The organism is Plantactinospora alkalitolerans, from assembly GCF_015690345.1.
Lineage (GTDB): Bacteria > Actinomycetota > Actinomycetes > Mycobacteriales > Micromonosporaceae > Plantactinospora > Plantactinospora alkalitolerans.
Genome location: NZ_JADPUN010000037.1, coordinates 1 through 18,407 on the forward strand (window position 1 = coordinate 1; position 18,407 = coordinate 18,407).

Genomic DNA, 18,407 nt, shown 5'->3' on the forward strand with positions numbered 1-18,407 from the left:
ACTCGGCGGGTGCGTCGCCGAGCGGCGCCGGGTACGGGCAGACCGGCATCCGGCGTAGGAGCTCCTGCCGGTATTCCAGCGCGTGGTCCACCCGCCGGCGGAGTCGGGGGCCGTCTTCCTGTTCGGCCTGGTCCACCGGCTGGTGGCGAGGCGCACCCGGCTGGCGCGCTCCCGGGTCGCCGATCATCTCGTGTAATTCGCGTCCCAGCAGCATCAGCGAGTGCCTGTCCACGACCAGGTGCGAGATCCGGCTGCAGCCAGCAACGACCCGACCGTGCCGCACCGCCAGCGCGAGCCACACCGGCAGCTGGCCGGGGCCGCACGCCGTACCGGGGCGCCACCGCCGCTCCAGCTCGGCGGCGAGGGCGCCCCACTGCGGGGGCTCGGGGCCGGTCCCCTCGACCTCGTAGATCTCGATCGGCACCGCACCGCTGGCCAGCACCCGCTGCCGCTGCCGCTGGCCGAGTTCGAACACGGTACGCAGGCCTTCATGCCGGACGAGCAGGGCGGCGAGGCTGTCGGCGACATCGGCGACGCGCGTGTCGTCGGGAAGCGGCAGCAGGGCGTCGAGCGTCGTGTCGAACGACTCAGGGGCGTCCCTGATCCACTGCACGATGTTGAGCTGGCCGAGGGTCAGCGCTCCCTCCCGGGCCCGCAGCCCGGCGAACCGCACCACGACGGGCGGCCGGGGCGTGAGGGTGAGCTGTGGTGTGTCGGGCATGCTTTCCTCCGGTGCTGCCGCTGTGCGACGCTCGGAACCCTCCCGGGACGCGCCGCAGGCTTCCAACGTTCCCAACCTTCGAGGTCACAGCCGCATGCTCGCCCTCGTGCCCACCCGGCCGGGAGATGCAGAATCGCAGACTGGCGTAGATCTAACTACTGGGCAAGGCGTCCTGCTGTCCTCACCGTACCGTCCACCATGGATTTCGGATATCCGGTCGTTCCGGTCTTCAGGCGATACGGCGGGTCCGGGCGAGGGCGAGTCCGCCGAGGAGTGCGCCGAGCAGGCCGAGCACCAGGGCGGCGTAGCCACCGACGATGCCGTTGCCGGTGCCGGGTCCTCCGTCGGCCGTGGCCACCACCAGCCCGCCGACGAGTGCCCCGGCCACTCCCGCGCCCACGGCCACGGCCGGCCCGCGCCTCCCGCTGCGGCTGGTGGGACGGGCCAGCGCCAGTCCGCCGATGATCGCGCCGGCCAGCGCCACCACGGCGGCCACGGTGGCCACGATGCGGTCGCCGGTCAGGGTGGACGCGGCGACGGTGGACGCGGCGAGCAGGTCGTTGATGGGCATGAGGTGCTCCTTCGTCTGGCCTGAACTTGCTGTCGCCTGATCCTGTCCGGTGATCTGACGTCTGGCGTCGTACCGGTGTGGTCATGTTCTGCTGCCGCGTTCGTGGACCCCGGCTGCCGCGGATACGGGTGCGAGTCCGGAAGTACCGCGTACGCGGTACGGCGGCTCCTTCGCTCGCACGAGTCATCCGGACCGCGCCCGGCGGTGTCGGTCCTTTACACGCTCGGCCGGTTCTGGCTGGATGGACGGGTGACCGATGGGTTCGACGACGCCGTCAGCGGCATGATGGACGCGATTGAGGCCAACTGGGACGCCAGGACCCCGGTCCACGTGGCCAGTGAGTTCTACGGCGTCGGCCAACGGGACCCCGAGTTCTGGTTCGCCGAATTCGAGTGGACCGACCTGGGCAGCGTGTCGGGCCGCGACGTGCTGCACCTGCAGTGCCATCTCGGCACCGAGACGGCGGCGTTCGCCCGACGGGGGGCCCGCACGGTCGGCCTCGACATCTCCGGCGCGGCCGTGGCGGCGGCCCGGCGGATCGCCGCCGACGCCAGGCTCGACATCGAGTACGTACGGGCCAACGTCTTCGACGCCGTGCAGGCCGTTTCCGGTCGCCGGTTCGATGTCGTCTACACCGGCAAGGGTGCTCTGGTGTACGTGCCCGACCTGGACCGCTGGGCACGCGTGGTCGCCGAACTGCTGCGACCCGGCGGAATAATGTACGTGGTGGAGTTCCACCCGCTGCTGGCCGCACTCGGCCTGGTTCCGGCCCCGGACGAGGGCACCGACCTGGTGCTCCGGCACGACTATCTGGCCGGGGATGGCCCGCGCCGACTCGACTCCGCCCACAGCTACACCGACGGGCCGCCGCTGGACGGCTCCACGGTGAGTTACGAGTGGTCACATGGCCTCGGTGAACTGGTCACCGCGCTGGTCGGCGCGGGCCTGCGGGTGACCGCGCTACGGGAAACCGACGAGGTGCCGTGGCCGCGCTGGCGCCGAATGACCACCACGCAGCGAGGTTGGTGGCGGCTGCCGGCCGACGAGCCGCGAATCCCGCTGATGTACGGGCTGCGGGCCGCGGCTCCCGCTGGCTGACCTACGCCAACTCCGACCCGCGCGGTCGTTCTCCGGGCTCGAGGACTCGGCTTCGTCGGCCGCAACGCGCCGGTGCTCTCCCGCGCTCCCCGGGCGCACGGCGGTCACGACGTGCCCGGGGGGTGTCGCGTAGAAGGTACGAGCCCGCTGGGGGGCTTTGGTCACAGCTCCGTCGGCGCGGTCGGGCGGTCCAGGCGCTCTCGTGCCGTTCGGTGGCCGACAGCAGGCCGGGTGAACTGCGTCCCACCGAGGGTTCCGGTGCCTGGCCGACCCCTGTCCGGCCGGCAACCAGGAGAGGCTGGCAAGCTTGCTGTGTGGGGGGCGGCAAGAGTGGTTAGGACTGGCATCGCCCCTGCGCCGGTGACCGTCGCCACAGCCGTCGACGGCGTGTTCGGCAGTGCCTCTCAGCGACACTCAGACACTCGCGCGAGTCGACCGGTACCCGCGCGATTGGAGGACCGAGACCATGGACAACGCCCCTCAGATCACGTCCGAACGCAACGCCCCGCCAGCCACCTTGGTGATCTTCGGCGCCTCGGGTGACCTCACCCGCCGCAAGCTGATCCCCGCGGTGGCCAGCCTCGCCCGCCACCGCCGGCTGCCCCGGGAGTTCGCGCTGGTCGGCGTCGCGCGTACGGCAATGAGCGAGGAGCAGTTCGCCGGCTCCGCCCTCAGCGGCAACGGCCTGCGTGACTATCCGCAACTTGAGGGCGGAATCAGGTACGTGTCCGGTGGCTACGACGATCCGGACACCTACAAGCGCCTCGCCGAGACACTCGACCAGCTCGACGCCGAGCGCGGAACCGCCGGCAACCGCCTGTTCTACCTGTCGACTCCCGCCGAGGCGTTCGAGCCGGTCATCAACGGTCTCGCCGGTGCCGGCCTGAACCGCGCCCGGGAGGGCTCGTTCGCCCGACTGGTGATCGAGAAGCCGTACGGTCGCGACCTCGCTACCGCCCGCGAGCTGGACGCGATCGTGCACTCCAGTTTCGACGAGCCGCAGGTCTTCCGGATCGACCACTACCTGGGCAAGGACACCGTCCAGAACGTGATCGCGCTGCGCTTCGCCAACTCGATCTTCCAGCCGATCTGGGACCGCAGCTGGGTCGACCACGTGCAGATCACCGTTGCGGAGACGCTCGGCGTCGGCACCCGTGGCGGCTTCTACGAGAGCGCCGGGGCGATGCGCGACATCGTGCAGAACCACGTGCTCCAGGTGCTCGCGCTCTCGCTGATGGAGCCGCCGGCCTCGTTCGATGCGGAGGGGCTGCGCAACGAGAAGGTGAAGCTGCTCCAGGCGATCCGGCTGCCCACCGACCGGGACATCGCCGACCTGGCCGTTCGTGGTCAGTACACCCGTGGCGGTACCCGCGACGATCTGATGGCCGGCTACCGTGACGAGCCCGGTGTCGACCCGTTGTCGCGGACGGAGACGTACGCGGCCATGCGGCTCAACGTCGACAACTGGCGCTGGGCGGGGGTGCCGTTCTACGTGCGTACCGGTAAGCGGCTGCCGGCCCGCGTCACCGAGGTCGCGTTGCAGTTCCAGCGGCCGCCGCACCTGCCGATCCCGACCGACCAGCTCACCGAGTTGGACGCCGACGCGCTGATCCTGCGTATCCAGCCCAACGAGGGCATCTCGCTGCGCTTCGGCGCGAAGGTTCCCGGCCACTCGTTCCGGGTTCGCACGGCGAGTATGGACTTCTCGTACGACAAGACGTTCCGCGAGGAGTCCCCGGAGGCGTACGAGCGGCTGCTACTCGACGCGCTGCTGGGCGACCCGACGCTGTTCATCCGTACCGACGAGGTCGAGCAGTGCTGGCGGATCGTGGACCCGATCATCGATCACTGGGCCAAGGACCGTTCTCCGATCCCTACCTATGAGGCCGCCTCGTGGGGTCCGACCGACGCCGAGCGCCTGATTGGCCGCAGTGGTCGTAGGTGGCGCAACGATGTGGGCGACTTCTGACGCCTGCTCGGCTGTTCGGGGTTCGTGACGCCGGCTGGCGGCCGGGCGGCGTCGGCAGGTAGGCGGAGGATGCCGTCCAGGTGAGGCGGCGCCCATGGAATCGATCATCCGCTCACCGGGTCGCCGGCGCGGTACACGGCGAGCGGGCGGCGCAGTACCGTGATGTCGCTCGTCGGGTCGCCGTCCACGAGCAGCAGGTCGGCCTCGAATCCGGGACGGACGCGGCCCTTGCGCCGTCCCAGCCCACACACCTCGGCGCCGACCGAGGTGGCCGAGGCGAGGGCGGCGGTGGCGGGAATGCCGCACGCGACGTACTCGACGAGCGTCTCCGGCAGGATCCCGTGCGGCTTCGCGGGGCCGAGGCCCGCGTCCGAACCGGCCACCAGGCGGACCCCGGCCCGGTACAGGGCGGCGACGCCGTCGCGCAGCGTGGCCTCGCTGAGCCCGGCCCGCGCCGCCATCGCCACCACCTCCGGCGGCGTGACCACGGCCGGGTCGGTGCCGAGCGTGGCACAGACCGCAGCCCCGGACGCGGCCAGCCGGTCCGCGAGCTCGTCGGGGACGTGGGCGCCGGTCGTGGTCACGCACGTGCAGTGCTCGATGCCGTCGACACCGACGCGCAGCGCCTGCTCGACGGCGCTGAGCGCGTGCGCGTGCGCGGTCACCGGCAGGCCCAGTTCGTGCGCCCGGGTCAGCGCGGCGGTCAGCTCCTGGTCGGTGAACTGCGGCCGGGTGGTGTCGGTGCCGGGGGTGAACACCCCGCCGCTGGCCATGACCTTCACCAGGTCGGCGCCGGCCGCCGCCCGCAGGCGCACGGCCTCGCGGATCCCGTCGACGCCGCTCGCCTCGCCCCCCATCGACCAGCAGTGCCCGCCGACGCTGGTGACCGGCGCGCCCGACCCCACCACCGTCGGCAGGTCGTCGCGTACCTCCCGGTCCCGCCATCGGAGCACGGCGTCGCGCCGGTCGCCCAGGTCCCGGACGGTCGTGACACCGGCCGCCAGGTGCGCGCGCAGTGACGCCTCGACGACCGCGTCGAGGTCCGTCTCGGGATGCCTGGCGAGCCGGCCGAGGGCGTCGGGCCCGGCATCGGCGCAGAGGTGCACGTGCGCGTCGACCAGGCCGGGCAGCAGGGTGGCGTCCGGCTCCTCGCGCACCGGCCAGCCTTCCGGCGCCTCGGCCCAACCCCGGTGCACGTCGGCGATGCGCCCGTCGTCCAGCAGGACCAGCACGCCGCCGTCCACGAGCCGCTCGCCGTCGAACATCCGCGCCGCCCGGACAGCTTGCTTCGTCATCGACCCTCCCCGTGAAGTTGAACCGTTCCGGCCAGACTCTCGGCTGTCGCGCTCAGCGGACACGGGGGTCTGGTCAGCGTGAAATACGACGCGGAAGCCACCAGCAGTCCGAGGCCCCAGAGTGTGTAGCCGCCGATTTCCAGTAGCAACGGCAGGAACGGACCACGGAGGTCACCGCGGATCCAGGCGGTGATGCCGGCGATGCCGAAGTATGCGGTCAGGCTCGCTCCGATGAACAGCCCGACGCCGAGTACCAGCCACCGGGGCACCGCCCGCCCGTGCAGCGGGCCCAGCCATGCCGGCCAGAGCCGGCCCCAGCGGTGCGCCAGAGCCAGCGGCAGCATCGTGCCGGCCAGGATCATCAGCGCGAGGAAGACCACCATCGCGGTCAAGGAGGATCCGTTCGCCCTGGTCGCCGCCGACGGCCACTGGCCCGTGACCGTGTCGTGCATCCACAGGCTCAGCCGCGCCAGGAACCCACCGATGGCGAGGTAGGCGCCGGCGTAGGCCCAACCGGGAGACCTCTCGTCCCGACGCTCCGGCGACCTGCCGTGGACCCGCCCACAGGACCTGCACGGGCGCGTGGCCAGCCGTCGTTCGTTCGCGGCGATGACCAGGCAGAAGATGCCACCAGCGGCGCCGCTACCGGTGGCCAGCAGGCTGACCACCTTGTCGGTGCCACCACCCTCGAACAGAATCGACACGATGACGACCGGAAAGAGAAACGAGTACACGCACAGAACGACGCCCGCACCGGCGTTGAGGCCGGCGAGCACGTGGTGTCCGGCGTCGCTGAGTCCCCGACGGGAGCCGGCCACGACGGCCGCGCAGCCGAGCATGGCGACCGCGGAGATGACCACGGGAACCCAACGGCCGGGGAAGTAGGACTCTCTGCCCATCAGGAAACGCGGCGGACCGTCGACGGCCCACCACAGGTGGACCAGCCCGTAGCCGGCCTGCCATCCCACTGCGAAGAGCCCGAACCTGCTCACCGGTTCGCCGGCGACACCTGCGGACCGGCCAAGGACATCAGCGTTCAAGACACCATCACCATGGCCGCAGTCTTCCGACCCCACCTTTGACGGCGCTGAGAGAACCTGAGACACCGCTCAGTCTGGGACCCATCGGTCGGCCTCGCACCACCGAGGACCTCGTCACTCGGTGCATCCTCCATGACGGTACAAAAATCAGTGGCCAGAACTCTCGTATCGCGAGAGACCGAGCCGGAATGCGGTCGCCCCGAGCCAGAGACAGTAGATCGCCACCAGCGGCGTCAGAAGTCCCAGCAGGCGTGCGGTCCCGTCCGAAAGAACGGCTGCGGCGGGGAAGTAACTCATGAATGCGTAAGGCAGTACGGCTGTGATGGCAATTCGAACACCCAGGCCGTAAATGGTGATAGGAAAGCGAGCCAGTTCGCCGAAGGTGTGCATGGAGAAGGCGAACATCGAGTACGGCGACCGTAACCAGAAGGCCGCGCAGTTGGTCAGGAGGTTCAGCCCGATCTTGACGCCGGCTGCCGCGATCACCAGTATCACTCCAAGCGCGATACGGCCCGGACTCCAGGTGAAGTCGACATGGCGTACTGCGGCCGCGACCAGCCCGATTCCGAGGACGAGGTTGCCGAGGCCGTTGAATCCCACCTCGGAGCTCAGTACCTGGAGCAGTGGTGGAAACGGCCGCATCAACAACGCGTCCAGTTGGCCGAAGTTGACCGTCACCGCCAGCGTCCATGCTCCCTGGGTGAAGAGCGTGCTCAAGCCCTCCGAGATCACGACAAATGCGTAGATGAGGACAACTTCCCAGAATCGCCAGCCGTTGATCTCCGGGATGCTCTCAAATATCGCCCACAGGAACACCACCCCGATGCCCTGCACGAGCACCGCGGAGAGGCTCATGATCCAGAAGTCCGCCTCGTACTCGAGCGTGGCCCGTACCTGGGCGCCGAGCAGTCGGCGGTACAGCCGTATGGTCCGTCGCATCCTAGCCACCATGAATTGTCAACTTCCGACACGCGGCCGACCACATTCCCCGCGCGAGCAACCACAGTCCGGCGGACCAGACCGCCTGAACAAGCACCGCCGTCGCCGCGGCGCCGCCGCCCAGCGAGCCGCTGTACAGCAACGCCGGGGTGGACGCCATTCCCGCGAACGGCAGGTACGCGCTGGCGACCTGTATCCATTCGGGCAGGAAGACCAGCGGGACGAGCGCCCCGGAGAACAGTGTGATCAGCGCTATCCGAGCGGCCTGGAGGCCCACATAGTTCTGTGTCCAGAAGACCAGGAGGCCGCTCATGTAAACGATCCCGAACCTCAGCGGAAACACAAGTAACGCGGAGACGACGAACAGGCCGAAGGTGTCCGGATCGGGCAGCGGTACGCCGCCCAGAAGCGCAGCGGCGCCGAGGGCCACCACGACCGCGGTACCAGCCTCGTATGCGGCGACCCCCAGGCTTTCCGCGAACCGCGACCACTGGTAGTCAACGGGTCGGACCAGGTCGATCGCCACGTCTCCCTGCTTGATGCGATTCGCCATCCGGTAATCCGTGTAGCTGGAAACGAGCGACCCGGCCACGAAGGCGACCAGCAGGTATGCCTTCATCTGCGGCCAATCGAACCCGTGCCGTGGGCCGGCGGACAACACCGAACGCCACAGGTACAACATGGACAGCGCGCCGAATGTCGAGGCAAGCATGCCGAACAGGAAACTCGTCTGGTAAGCGAGGAGGCTCTTCAAACCCGTCCGAGCCATGCTTCGGTAAGCGCGCAGGTGGCGCATACGCGTGTCGGCGGGCAGCGGCCTCGCTTCGAGAGCGGCCGCGACCTTCATCGCATGGGCTCCGAGTTCGTGGCACCGCCGTGCTCCGCCTGCAGTTGTCCGGCGTAGACCTTGCGTACGACCGACTCGATGGCCGGCTCGTCGATGTGCATGTCGACGATCTCCACCTCCGCCAGCACCGCGGACAGTACCTGTCTGGCTCCGAGGGTCATGCGGTCGAAGGTCACGGCAAGCTCACGGCCGTTCGATTCCAGATGGACCCGTGCTCCCGGCAGGCGCGCGGCGATCTGGTCGGCGCCGAGCAGGCTGTCCTCCAGTTCGAAGGACATGGTTCGTTCCCGGACGTGGGTGTCCTTGACCGCTTGCAGGTTGCCATCGTAAACCAGCCGTCCCTCATCGATGATGATGATACGTTGGCAGATTTCTTCGATGTCTGAAAGGTCGTGGGTGGTGAGCATGACAGTTGTTCCCTCGGACACCAACTGGCGGACGAAGGAGCGCACCCGGTCCTTCACCGAGATGTCCAGACCGATCGTCGGCTCATCCAGGTAGACGACTCTGGGTTCATGCAACAGCGCCGCGGCGAGGTCGGCTCGCATGCGCTGTCCCAGAGACAGCTTTCGGGCCGTCACGGGCAGCAGGTCACCAAGCCCGAGGACACTGTCGAAACGTTCGAGTCTTTCTTGATAACGTGAGCGATCTATCCCATGCATGTCCCGCAACAGCTCGAGTGACTCCCGAACGGGCAGGTCCCACCAGAGCTGGGTCCGCTGACCGAAGACGACTCCGACTCGTCGTGCGTTCTCCACCCGTGCCCGGTGCGGTACCAGACCATCCACGTGCACCTGTCCGGCGGTCGGGACCAGGATTCCGGAGAGCATTTTTACCGTGGTCGACTTGCCCGCTCCGTTCGGCCCGACGTACGCGACTGCCTCGCCCTCGGCAATGGACAGGTCGATGCTGTCCACGGCGACATGCTCGGAGTATCTACGTTGCACCAGGTGCCGGAGAGACCCTCGAATCCCGGGGGCCTTGTCCGGCTTCCGGAACACCTTGCGGAGCCCAATCGCTTGGATCAATGTCACCGAGCCATCATGCACCTTCGCGGATGCCAGGCCAACCACAGAGGCGGAGAAGTCGACGTCCGAGCGGCGGCGTGGCTCTGGTCGATGGGTGGGCATCCCGGTGGGATGGCGATCCCCCGATTATGGTCGTACGAGTTTGGCTGCCCGTGCCCGTCGGCAGGCGGGGCGGGAGCAGGCCGCGGAGCCGCTTCGGCGGGGCTGACTACAGGCCGGGGGAGCGGAGCACCGGCCGCTGTCCGGCGTAGACCTGCTGCCCAGCGTCGGAGTCGTCGATGGCCGGAACCAGCACGGCCGTGCGCTGCCGTACGCGGACGCCGGCGCGACCATCGCGCGGATCCAGTTCGGCGGGCCCCGGCACCGCATTGAGCAGCGACGTCGTCCCCAGTGGAGCGGCGCCGACGGCTCGCGTCGCGACCACGACCCTGGGGGCGATTGATGGCTACAAATGGCATTGTTCACCAGATTTCGCTCCACCCCTAGGCGCGACTTTCCGAAATGTATAAGGTGAGCGCACCGCCGGGCAGGCCGACGTCCCGGGCCGGCGGCGCGCATGTTCGGGGCAAGTCGGGGGAAGGCCCGCCGCGCACCGGGACAACCTTTCCGATGACTGCGCGGCAGAGGCGGGCTGCGACCACTCGATCGGGCGATCCGTCCTCGTGTGCGATTCGCAGGTGTCAACAGGGGGGCGGCAAGCCTCCCGGCCCTCTTCGGCGTGCAGCGGTGAGGCGAGACGAAGGAGGCAGATGACCATGGACGACAATCCGTTGCGGTCCCGGCGCGGCTTTCTGGGGATGGGAGTGGGGCTGCTCGGCGCGGCGGGTCTGGCCGCGTGCGGGGACGGCACCTCGACCTCGACACCCCCAGTCCAGGCGGACGTTCCGAAGGAGTTGCTCGACGCCGCGGTGTCGTTGAAGGGCTCCTCGATGGGGGTGCTGTCGCAGAAGCTGTACTCGGAGGCGGCGAACGCCGCGCTCGACAGCTCGATCAAGAAGTTCGCCGATACCACCGGGACGAAGATCGAGAACAGTCTGGTCCAGGCCGACGCGGGTGACGTGGTGGCCAAGATCGACGCCGAGGTGAAGGGCGGCGTGGCGCGCGACCTGGCGTTCATGACCGACTCGCGGTTCGTCGCGCAGTTCCAGGCGCTGGGCGACCTGGAGGACGTGACGGACACCGTCAAGGCGCTGACGGCCAGGTACGGCGAGCCCACCGCGGAGTCCAAGAACTACTGCGTCTTCGACGGCAAGTGGTTCGCCATCCCTTACCACTTCATCGGGATCGGGTCCTTCCTGCGCAAGGACTGGATGCAGGACAAGGGCATCTCTCCCAAGGACGTCTACAGCTGGGAGGAGTTGCGGGACCTGTGCCTGGCGATCTCCGATCCGGCCAAGCGCCGGTTCGGCTGGGGCATGACCGTGAACCGGTCCGGCGACGCCAACGGCATGATCGAGGCACTGATCAACTCATACGGCGGGTCGATCGCCTCCAACGACGGCACGAAGGTCACGTTCAACTCGCCGGAGACGGTGCAGGCGGTGTCCTTCCTGGGCGACATCTACACCAACCCCAAGTACAAGCCGATGCTGCCGCCGGGAGTGGCCGCCTGGACCGACTCCAGCAACAACGAGAACTGGCTCGCCGGGATCCTCGGCTACACCCGCAACCAGTTCAGCGTCTACGCGGACTCCAAGACCAAGAAGAACCCCGTCTACGACAGGACCCACGTTTTCGCCGACTGCATCGGACCGGCCACCGACAATCCCTTGCTGCTCGGCCAGTCCCAGGCGTTCGTCGTCTTCAAGGGCGCCAAGAACGCCGCGCTCGCCAAGCTCCTGGCGCAGTACCTGGTCAGTGCGCCCGCGCTGCTCGGGGTGGCGAAGGAGGCGCCCGGCCTGGCGCTGCCCGCCTGGGAGAAGGTCTGGGACGCCGACCCGTACTTCACCGGCGGCGACCCGGCGTTCCCCATCATGCGCAAGATCACTCAGCTGTCGCTGCCGCTGCCCACGAAGAACGGCCTGAACTTCCCGCAGAGGGCCAGCGCGGGCCAGCAGGCCGCCGTCGGCGCCTACGTCCTCACCGACATGATGCAGCAGGTCCTTCAGGGAACGGCGCCCGCGCGCGCCGTGCAGGCCGCCCACGCGAAGATGGTGCAGATCTTCACCCAGCAGGGGCTGCCACAGTGAGATCGGTTCGTCCAACGCCGGCCCCGGCGACGGGGGCAACCTCGCCGCCGGGGGCCGGCTCCCTCACCGCGACCCAACGGCGGCTGGGTCGCGACTGGAGGCTGGCGGCACTGTTTCTGGCGCCCACCGCCATACTGGTCGGCGGGCTCGTGCTCGTGCCGATCGTCTGGTCGGTCGTCACCAGCACGACGGAGCGGCACGGGCAGCACAGTGTCTTCGTCGGCCTGGACAACTACATCGCCCTCGCCAGCGACGAGCAGTTTCGCGCGGGCGTGGTGAACTCGTTCGTCTTCACCGCGTACGCCGAGGTGTTCAAGGTGGTGCTGGGGCTGTCCGCGGCCCTGCTGCTGCACCATCTGCGCCGTGGGCGGGCCGTGCTGGCCGGGCTGCTCCTGTTGCCGTGGGTGGTGCCGACGGTGGTCACGGCGTTCAGTTGGCGTGCCCTGCTCGACCCGATCTTCGGCAGCGTCAACATGCTGCTCACCGAGTCGGGGATCGGGCCGATACTGGCCAGTGTGCACCTGGTCGACAGCTGGCCCGCAGGCTGGCTGTCCGAGGCGTCGCTGGCCATGCCGTCGGTGATCCTCGTCAACGTGTGGAAGGGGGTGCCGTTCTTCACCGTCGCGTTCCTCGCGGGGTTGAAGGCCATCCCGACAGACCAGTACGAGGCGGCGACCGTCGACGGTGCCTCGTCTTGGCAGCGCTTCGTCCACGTGACGCTGCCCGGACTGCGCCACGTGATCACCGTAACGGTGACCCTGTCGTCGATCTGGACGTTCAACAACTTCGACCTCATCTGGTTGCTGACCCAGGGCGGCCCGGGCAACGCGACCGCGCCGTACGTGCTCGTCGCCTACTCGAAGGCGATCCTGCAACTGCAGTACGGCGCGGGGGCAGCGGTCACGCTCGCGATGCTGCCGGTCATCGGCGGGCTGGTGTTCGTCCTGGTCCGGTTGCTCCGCCGGGACGCCGGCACGGAGCCTCCCCGACGTACCCGGGCGGCGCGGAAGGCGCGGAAGGCGCTGCCGTGGGGCATCGCCGTGGCGATCACCGGTCTGCTGGCCTGGGCGTCGCCACACATCTTCTGGAAGGCGGCGGTGATCCTCGGGGTGATCCTGCTGGTCGCGGCGGGGGTCGGTCGGGTGGTCTCGGCGTTCCAGGCCCGGGGACACCGCCGGGCGTCGTCCCTGCTGTCGCGCCTGGCGTCCGGTGTCGTGCTGGCCGGGTTGCTCGTCTTCGTCCTGGTCCCGCTGTACTGGATCGCCGTCACCGCCTTCAAGTCCGATGGTCAGATCGTCATGCGCGTCAACGACCTGTGGCCGACGCCGTGGACCCTCGAGCAGTTCACTGACCTCTTCGCCACCAAGCCCTTCGGCCGCTGGTACCTCAACACGGTGCTGGTGTCCGCGGCGTCCACCGCGGTGGCACTGGTCTGCGCCGCCCTGGCGGGCTACGCGCTGGCCCGGCTGCGGTTCCGCGGGGCGCAGGGTTTCACCGTCACGGTGCTGATCACCTACGTGATGCCGGGCGCGCTGCTGTTCATCCCGCTGTACCAGCTGCTCATCGGGGTGCGGCTCACCGACTCGCTGTGGTCTCTGGTGGTGACGTATCCGACGTTCACGCTTCCGTTCGCGACCTGGCTGCTGACCGGGTACTTCTCGTCGATCCCGGTCGAACTGGAGGAGGCCGCGCTGGTCGACGGCTGCACCCGCCTCCAGGCGTTCGGCCGGGTGGTGCTGCCCCTGGCCAAGCCGGGACTGCTGGCGGTCGCGCTGTTCACCCTGACCAACGCCTGGAACGAGTTCCTCTTCGCCTTCGTGTTCATCACGAAGGACGAGTACAAGACGCTCCCGGTGGGGATGCAGTCGATGATCACCGGGGACGTCGTGCCGCAGGGACAGCTCGCCGCGGCGTCGCTGCTCGTCAGCATTCCCGTGGTGATCATGTACGCCTTCGGGCAGCGCTTCCTGACCGAGGGGCTCACCGCAGGCGCGGTGAAGGGCTGACCTGGCTCCTAGTGTGCGGCCGCGCCGCGTGGGAGCGTGGTGACGCCCTTCTCATGGTGGAGATCAGAAGAAGGGCGTCGGACGCCTCCGGAGGTCGAGATCCTGGCCCCTTCGGCTCGGGTCAGCCGGACGAGATCGCCGTCATGGCGCACGTGCGGACCCATGGGCCGGGAGCGACCGGCTGCCGGGCGCAGGACCACGTCGAGTTGATCGTCGAGGTACCCGGGGTCAGGCTGTGGCTCGAGCCCTGCCACGTGCCCTCCGGGAAGGTGATGTACCCGTAGTACTCGCTCCAGTTCACATAGCACCTCACGTCCAGCGTGATGCTTGTCGCGCTCGCGGGGATCACCTTGGTCCACACCCTGGTCTGGGTGCCGGGGACCTGGTAAATGGAGTCCACCGAGAGCCATCCGGGGCCGGGTGCGCCCGGCCACCCTCCACCGTCCACGCCCACGTACAGCCCGACCGGGGGGATCCCGGACGTGCAGGTCGTACTCCCGCTGATTATCCGGGTACCGTCGGCCGCGGCCGACGGCGTCGCGACGGTGACCGCCGCCGCCGTGGTCGCGGCCAGCAGGCCGAGGGCGGCCGTAATTCGCCGCAGTCTTCCAGTAGCCATCAACGTGCGACCGTCCTTTCTCGGGGCACTCCGATCGGGTGCTTGAAGGCATCCTCGTTCGTCGATAGCGTGAACGGCGTTCGGTACGGACAGGTGCGGACGACCGGGGCCCACGTGGCAGGTAGCGACGGTACAGCCGTCCGATGCGCTGGACAGCGCCGGACAACGCCGGGGATCGCCGGTGCCCGCTGACGACGGCCGCCTGCTGTTGCGGCAACTCTGTGACGACCTGCGGCTGCTTCGATCGCAAGCGGGTGGCCCGAGCCTGCGCAGCCTCGCGCTGCGGGTACGGCTGGGCAAGAGTCAGGTGGGGTCGATCTTCAACGGCCGGATCGGACGGCTACCCGACTGGGAGGTCGTCCGGGGCGTCATCGACGGCTGTCGGCAGTACGCCCAGGAGCATGGCCGGCTGGACCGGCTGTCGGTGGCCACCGGGGTCGAGGAGTTCTGGCGCCCGCGGTACGCCCTGGTGGACTACGCGTTGCAGCAGGCCACGCGGCAGCGGCTACCGGCGCCGTCCCGACCGGCGTCGCCAGCGACGGTACCCCGGCAGTTGCCGGCCGCCGCCCGCCACTTCGCCGGACGGGCCGGTCCGCTCGCCGCGCTGAACGCGCTGCTGGACGACGCCGCCGCCGCGAACACCGCGGTGATCTCGGCGATCGGGGGTACCGCCGGCGTGGGCAAGACGGCCCTCGCCGTGTACTGGGCGCACCAGGTCGCCGACCGCTTCCCCGACGGGCAGCTCTACGTCAACCTGCGCGGCTTCGGTCCGACCGAGCCCGCGATGGGGCCGGCCGAGGTGATCCGCCGCTTCCTCGACGCCCTCGACATTCCGCTCCGGCGGATCCCGCCGGAGCCGGACGCACTGGCTGCCCTGTACCGAAGCGAACTAGCCGGTCGACGGCTGCTGATCCTGCTGGACAATGCCCGCGACGGCGCGCAGGTCCGGCCGTTGCTGCCGGGCGCCGCAGGCTGCTTGGTCCTGGTCACCAGCCGCGATCCGCTCACCGGCCTCGTCGCCGCCGAGGGCGCCCAACCCGTCACCGTCGATCTGCTCACCCGCGACGAGGCAAGGCAGTTGCTGGCACGCCGGCTCGGCAGTACGCGGATCGCCGCCGAACCCCGCGCGGTCGACGAGATCATCACGCGGTGCGCCCGGCTGCCGCTGCCGCTGGCCATCGTCGCCGCCCACGCCGCGACCCGCCGGGTGCCACTGCGCGAGCTGGCCGAACAGCTCCGCGACGGCAGGTACGCGCGCGGGTTGCTCAACACCGGCGATCCAGGCACCGACGTCCACGCGGTGTTCGCCTGGTCGTACCGGGCACTGACCCCGGCCGCGGCGCGCGTGTTCCGGCTCCTGGGGCGGCATCCCGGTCCAGACACCACCGCGCCCGCCGTCGCCAGCCTCGCCGCGCTGCCGCTGACCGACGTGCCGCCGCTGCTGGCCGGACTGACCCGTGCCAACCTGCTAACCGAACCCGCCCCCGGCCGGTACGCCTGCCACGACCTGCTGCGCGCCTACGCCACCCACCTGAGCGACACCCTGGAGTCCCTGCCGGACCGCGAGGCCGCGACCGGCCGCATCCTCGACCACTACCTGCACACCGCCGGCTCCGCCGACCGGCTACTGCACCCGAATCGAGACGCCGTCACCCTCGAACCGCCCCGGCCGGGCGCCGCGCTGGAGCATCTGGGCACACCGGCGGCCGCCCGCGCCTGGCTCGCCGCCGAACTTCCGGTGCTGCTCGCGGCGGTGGACCACGCCGCGGGCGGCGGGCACGACCGGCACGCCTGGCGGCTCGCGTGGATCCTGACCGGCCACCTCGAACACAGTCGGCGTTGGCCCGACCAGCTCGCCGTCGGCGGCGCGGCGGCGCTCGCCGCCGGACGGCTCGCCGACCCGCGCGCGTCGGCCATCGCCCACCGGATCCTGGCCCGCCCGTACATCGAGACGGGCCGCCACGCCGACGCCAGAACACACCTCGAACGCGCCCTCGACCTCGACACCGGCAGTGGCGACCTCGCCGGGCAGGCCCACGACCACCACCTCCTCGCCTACCTCGGGGAACGGCAGGGCCGGTACGCCGTCGCCCTCGACCACACATGGCAGGCCCTCGCGCTGTACCGCAGGGCGGGGCACCGGCACGGGCAGGCCTCCGCGCTCAACGCGGTCGGTTGGTTCCAGGTCCACCTCGGCGACCATGCCCAAGCCGTGACCGCCTGCCAGGAGGCCCTCGCCCTGCTTCGCGGGCTCGATGACCGTCGCGGCGAGGCCGCCACGTTGGACAGCCTGGGCTACGCGTACCACCATCTCGGTGACTACCCGGGCGCCGTCACCTGCTTTCGTCAGGCGGTCGTGCGGCTACACGCCCTCGGCGCGCGGTACCCGGAAGCGAGCACGCTCACCCACCTCGGCGACAGCTACCAACTTGCCGGCCGACCGGGCACGGCGCGGACCGCGTGGCGGCGGGCGCTGGTGATCCTCACCGAACTCGACCATCCCGACGCGGAGGGGGTCCGGGCGAGGCTCGCCACCGCCGGCTCGGTTGCGTCGGCGGTCGGAGGCCCTGGCGGAGCGGATATGTGAAGCAGCCGCGCGGGTCGTCATCCGTGTTCGCCGCCCAGCCGTCTTCACCGGTGGTTCCGTCGAGGTTCACCACGAGGCGTTCGACGCGGTCGCGGCACGGCACGGCACGCCTCACGCACCGGCGCGGCCGTGCGACGGCTCCCGTATGTCGTTGCCGGCCGCGCGTGCCCGCGCCATCCAGTGGGGTGCGCCGACGCGTTCGGCAACGACCATGGCGTCCGCATAGTGGCGGGACGCCCTGGTCGGAGATCCCAGCGCGGCGGCCAGATCGCCCAGCGTGTGATCGACCGGGCCGAGGGTGATGTGGGCGTGCAACAGCCCCGGCAGATGGCCCTGCCACGGCAGAAGCTGCTGGTAACAGACCGCGGCCGTAGTGAGATCACCGAGGTGGACCGCGTTCTCGGCGCGCAGAGCCGTCCAGCGGAACCAGTAATGGTCCCGGGGGATCGGGGTGCCGGGATGCCACACGGTGCGGGCCTGGTCGGGACGGCCGGCGGCGATCAGCAGGCGTACGTAGGGCTCGGCGACCGCGTCGCCGTACCGGTCGTGAGCGGGACGGGCCAGCGCGGCCAGCGCTGCCATCCGTTGTTGGCGGCCCGGTTCGGGCCGGGCGTGTTCGATGCAGAACCGGATCAGCAGGTCCACTTCGTCGATGCCGGGGCTGCCGAGGTGCCTGAGTTCGGCGAGGATCGGGGCGTACGCGGCCTCCGCCGCGGCGAACCGGCCGGCGATCAGCTCGCGTAGGCCCTTGAACATGCCGATGATTGCCAGCGCGAGCCCGAGTTGGCCGCTGGTCGCGTGCTCGGCAGCCCGGTCCAGGTGCCACTGTGCACGGTCGAGGTCGTTGCGGGCCAGCTGCGCCATGCACAGGATGTGGTGGGCCTGAGTCCGGTACGCGGTGAGCCCGTGAGTGACAGCGACGTCCAGCTGCCGCTTGCCGAGATCGTCGAGTTCGCCCCACCGGTCGGGGCCGAGCATCGCGATGTAGCGGTAGCGTGCGTTGAGCGCCCGGCAGAGCAACACCGGGTCGTCGAGCCGGTTTGCTATCTCGATCGCCTCCCCGCTGGCCTCGTCGGTGCGTTGTGCATCGGTGGCCTCGGTCTCGGGTGCGAGAGTGGCCAGCAGCCGACAGCGGGCCACCGGGTCGTCGGGCGGCACCAGGGCGAGAGTGCTCGCCAGCCCGGCGATCAGTTCCTGGTTCTGCTCCTGATACTCCCTGGTCGTCCACAGCGTGGGGGCGTCGTAGGCGGTGTACGCCCGGGTCAGGCCGCGACGGTTGCCGAGCTGATGGGCGAGCCGGATGGCCAGCACGCGGGACTGTCGGGCGCCGCGGACGTCGCCGGCGTGGCCCTGGGCGGAGACCAGCATGCAGAGCAGGTCGAGACGCAACTCGTCGTAGCCGGCCGCCCGGCCGGGACTGTCCCGGGCCGGCGTACGACCGATCACGGCGAGCGCGCTGGTCAGCAGGATGCTCGCTTCGCCGTAGGCGCACGCGTCC

At 69.8% G+C, this 18,407-nt stretch carries 15 protein-coding genes; 5 read left to right on the top strand and 10 right to left on the bottom strand.

Features of this window, described 5'->3' with window-relative positions; genetic code table 11:
- On the bottom strand, nt 1-721 hold a 721-nt coding region (locus I0C86_RS01660; protein WP_230393359.1), incomplete at its 3' end, for a condensation domain-containing protein.
- Between the two features lie 229 nt (nt 722-950).
- The gene (locus I0C86_RS01665) at nt 951-1,292 is read right to left on the bottom strand and encodes a DUF6223 family protein (protein ID WP_196199385.1); all 342 of its coding nucleotides are present in this window, start codon (nt 1,290-1,292) and stop codon (nt 951-953) included.
- A gap of 249 nt (nt 1,293-1,541) precedes the next feature.
- Here I0C86_RS01665 and I0C86_RS01670 point away from each other — a divergent pair, with 249 nt between their 5' ends.
- Together I0C86_RS01670 and zwf are read left to right on the top strand one after the other, a co-directional pair.
- The gene (locus tag I0C86_RS01670; RefSeq protein ID WP_323373415.1) at nt 1,542-2,390 is read left to right on the top strand and encodes a class I SAM-dependent methyltransferase; all 849 of its coding nucleotides are present in this window, start codon (nt 1,542-1,544) and stop codon (nt 2,388-2,390) included.
- A 466-nt stretch (nt 2,391-2,856) separates the two neighbouring features.
- Nucleotides 2,857-4,359: a glucose-6-phosphate dehydrogenase gene (zwf, locus tag I0C86_RS01675; protein ID WP_196199386.1), complete on the top strand. Its 1,503-nt coding sequence runs from the start codon at nt 2,857-2,859 to the stop codon at nt 4,357-4,359.
- 104 nt (nt 4,360-4,463) lie between these two features.
- On the opposite strand, the gene I0C86_RS01680 is transcribed toward zwf, so the two are convergent.
- The 6 genes from I0C86_RS01680 to I0C86_RS01705 all read right to left on the bottom strand — a co-directional run bounded on the left by I0C86_RS01680 (nt 4,464) and on the right by I0C86_RS01705 (nt 9,932).
- Nucleotides 4,464-5,654 (bottom strand): amidohydrolase family protein, encoded by a 1,191-nt coding sequence (locus I0C86_RS01680; protein WP_196199387.1) that lies wholly within the window; start codon nt 5,652-5,654, stop codon nt 4,464-4,466.
- A complete protein-coding gene (locus I0C86_RS01685; RefSeq protein ID WP_230393360.1) occupies nt 5,651-6,694 on the bottom strand; it encodes a hypothetical protein in 1,044 nt (347 codons plus the stop codon). Before I0C86_RS01685 ends, I0C86_RS01680 begins: the two co-directional genes overlap by 4 nt.
- Nucleotides 6,695-6,841: 147 nt before the next feature.
- A complete protein-coding gene (locus I0C86_RS01690; RefSeq protein ID WP_196199389.1) occupies nt 6,842-7,633 on the bottom strand; it encodes an ABC transporter permease in 792 nt (263 codons plus the stop codon).
- Nucleotide 7,634: 1 nt separating this feature from the next.
- On the bottom strand, nt 7,635-8,480 hold the full coding sequence (locus I0C86_RS01695; RefSeq protein ID WP_230393361.1) for an ABC transporter permease: 846 nt from the start codon (nt 8,478-8,480) through the stop codon (nt 7,635-7,637).
- Nucleotides 8,477-9,397, bottom strand: coding sequence for an ABC transporter ATP-binding protein (locus tag I0C86_RS01700; protein ID WP_323373416.1), 921 nt, complete (start codon nt 9,395-9,397; stop codon nt 8,477-8,479). The genes I0C86_RS01695 and I0C86_RS01700 overlap by 4 nt, the downstream gene beginning before the upstream one ends.
- Nucleotides 9,398-9,716: 319 nt before the next feature.
- Entirely contained in the window at nt 9,717-9,932 is a 216-nt protein-coding gene (locus tag I0C86_RS01705; RefSeq protein ID WP_196199391.1) for a hypothetical protein, read from the bottom strand.
- Between the two features lie 325 nt (nt 9,933-10,257).
- Here I0C86_RS01705 and I0C86_RS01710 point away from each other — a divergent pair, with 325 nt between their 5' ends.
- Nucleotides 10,258-11,697 (top strand): extracellular solute-binding protein, encoded by a 1,440-nt coding sequence (locus I0C86_RS01710; protein WP_230393362.1) that lies wholly within the window; start codon nt 10,258-10,260, stop codon nt 11,695-11,697.
- A 149-nt stretch (nt 11,698-11,846) separates the two neighbouring features.
- A complete protein-coding gene (locus I0C86_RS01715) occupies nt 11,847-13,703 on the top strand; it encodes an ABC transporter permease (RefSeq protein ID WP_323373417.1) in 1,857 nt (618 codons plus the stop codon).
- A 121-nt stretch (nt 13,704-13,824) separates the two neighbouring features.
- Here the strand turns inward: I0C86_RS01715 and I0C86_RS01720 are convergent, their stop codons facing one another.
- On the bottom strand, nt 13,825-14,322 hold the full coding sequence (locus I0C86_RS01720; RefSeq protein WP_196199393.1) for a hypothetical protein: 498 nt from the start codon (nt 14,320-14,322) through the stop codon (nt 13,825-13,827).
- Nucleotides 14,323-14,503: 181 nt separating this feature from the next.
- Between I0C86_RS01720 and I0C86_RS01725 the strand changes: the two genes are divergently transcribed.
- Nucleotides 14,504-16,909: an ATP-binding protein gene (locus tag I0C86_RS01725; RefSeq protein ID WP_196199394.1), complete on the top strand. Its 2,406-nt coding sequence runs from the start codon at nt 14,504-14,506 to the stop codon at nt 16,907-16,909.
- A gap of 111 nt (nt 16,910-17,020) precedes the next feature.
- Here the strand turns inward: I0C86_RS01725 and I0C86_RS01730 are convergent.
- Nucleotides 17,021-18,407, bottom strand: a 1,387-nt coding sequence (locus I0C86_RS01730) for a hypothetical protein (protein ID WP_230393363.1), incomplete at its 5' end; no start/stop codon positions are given.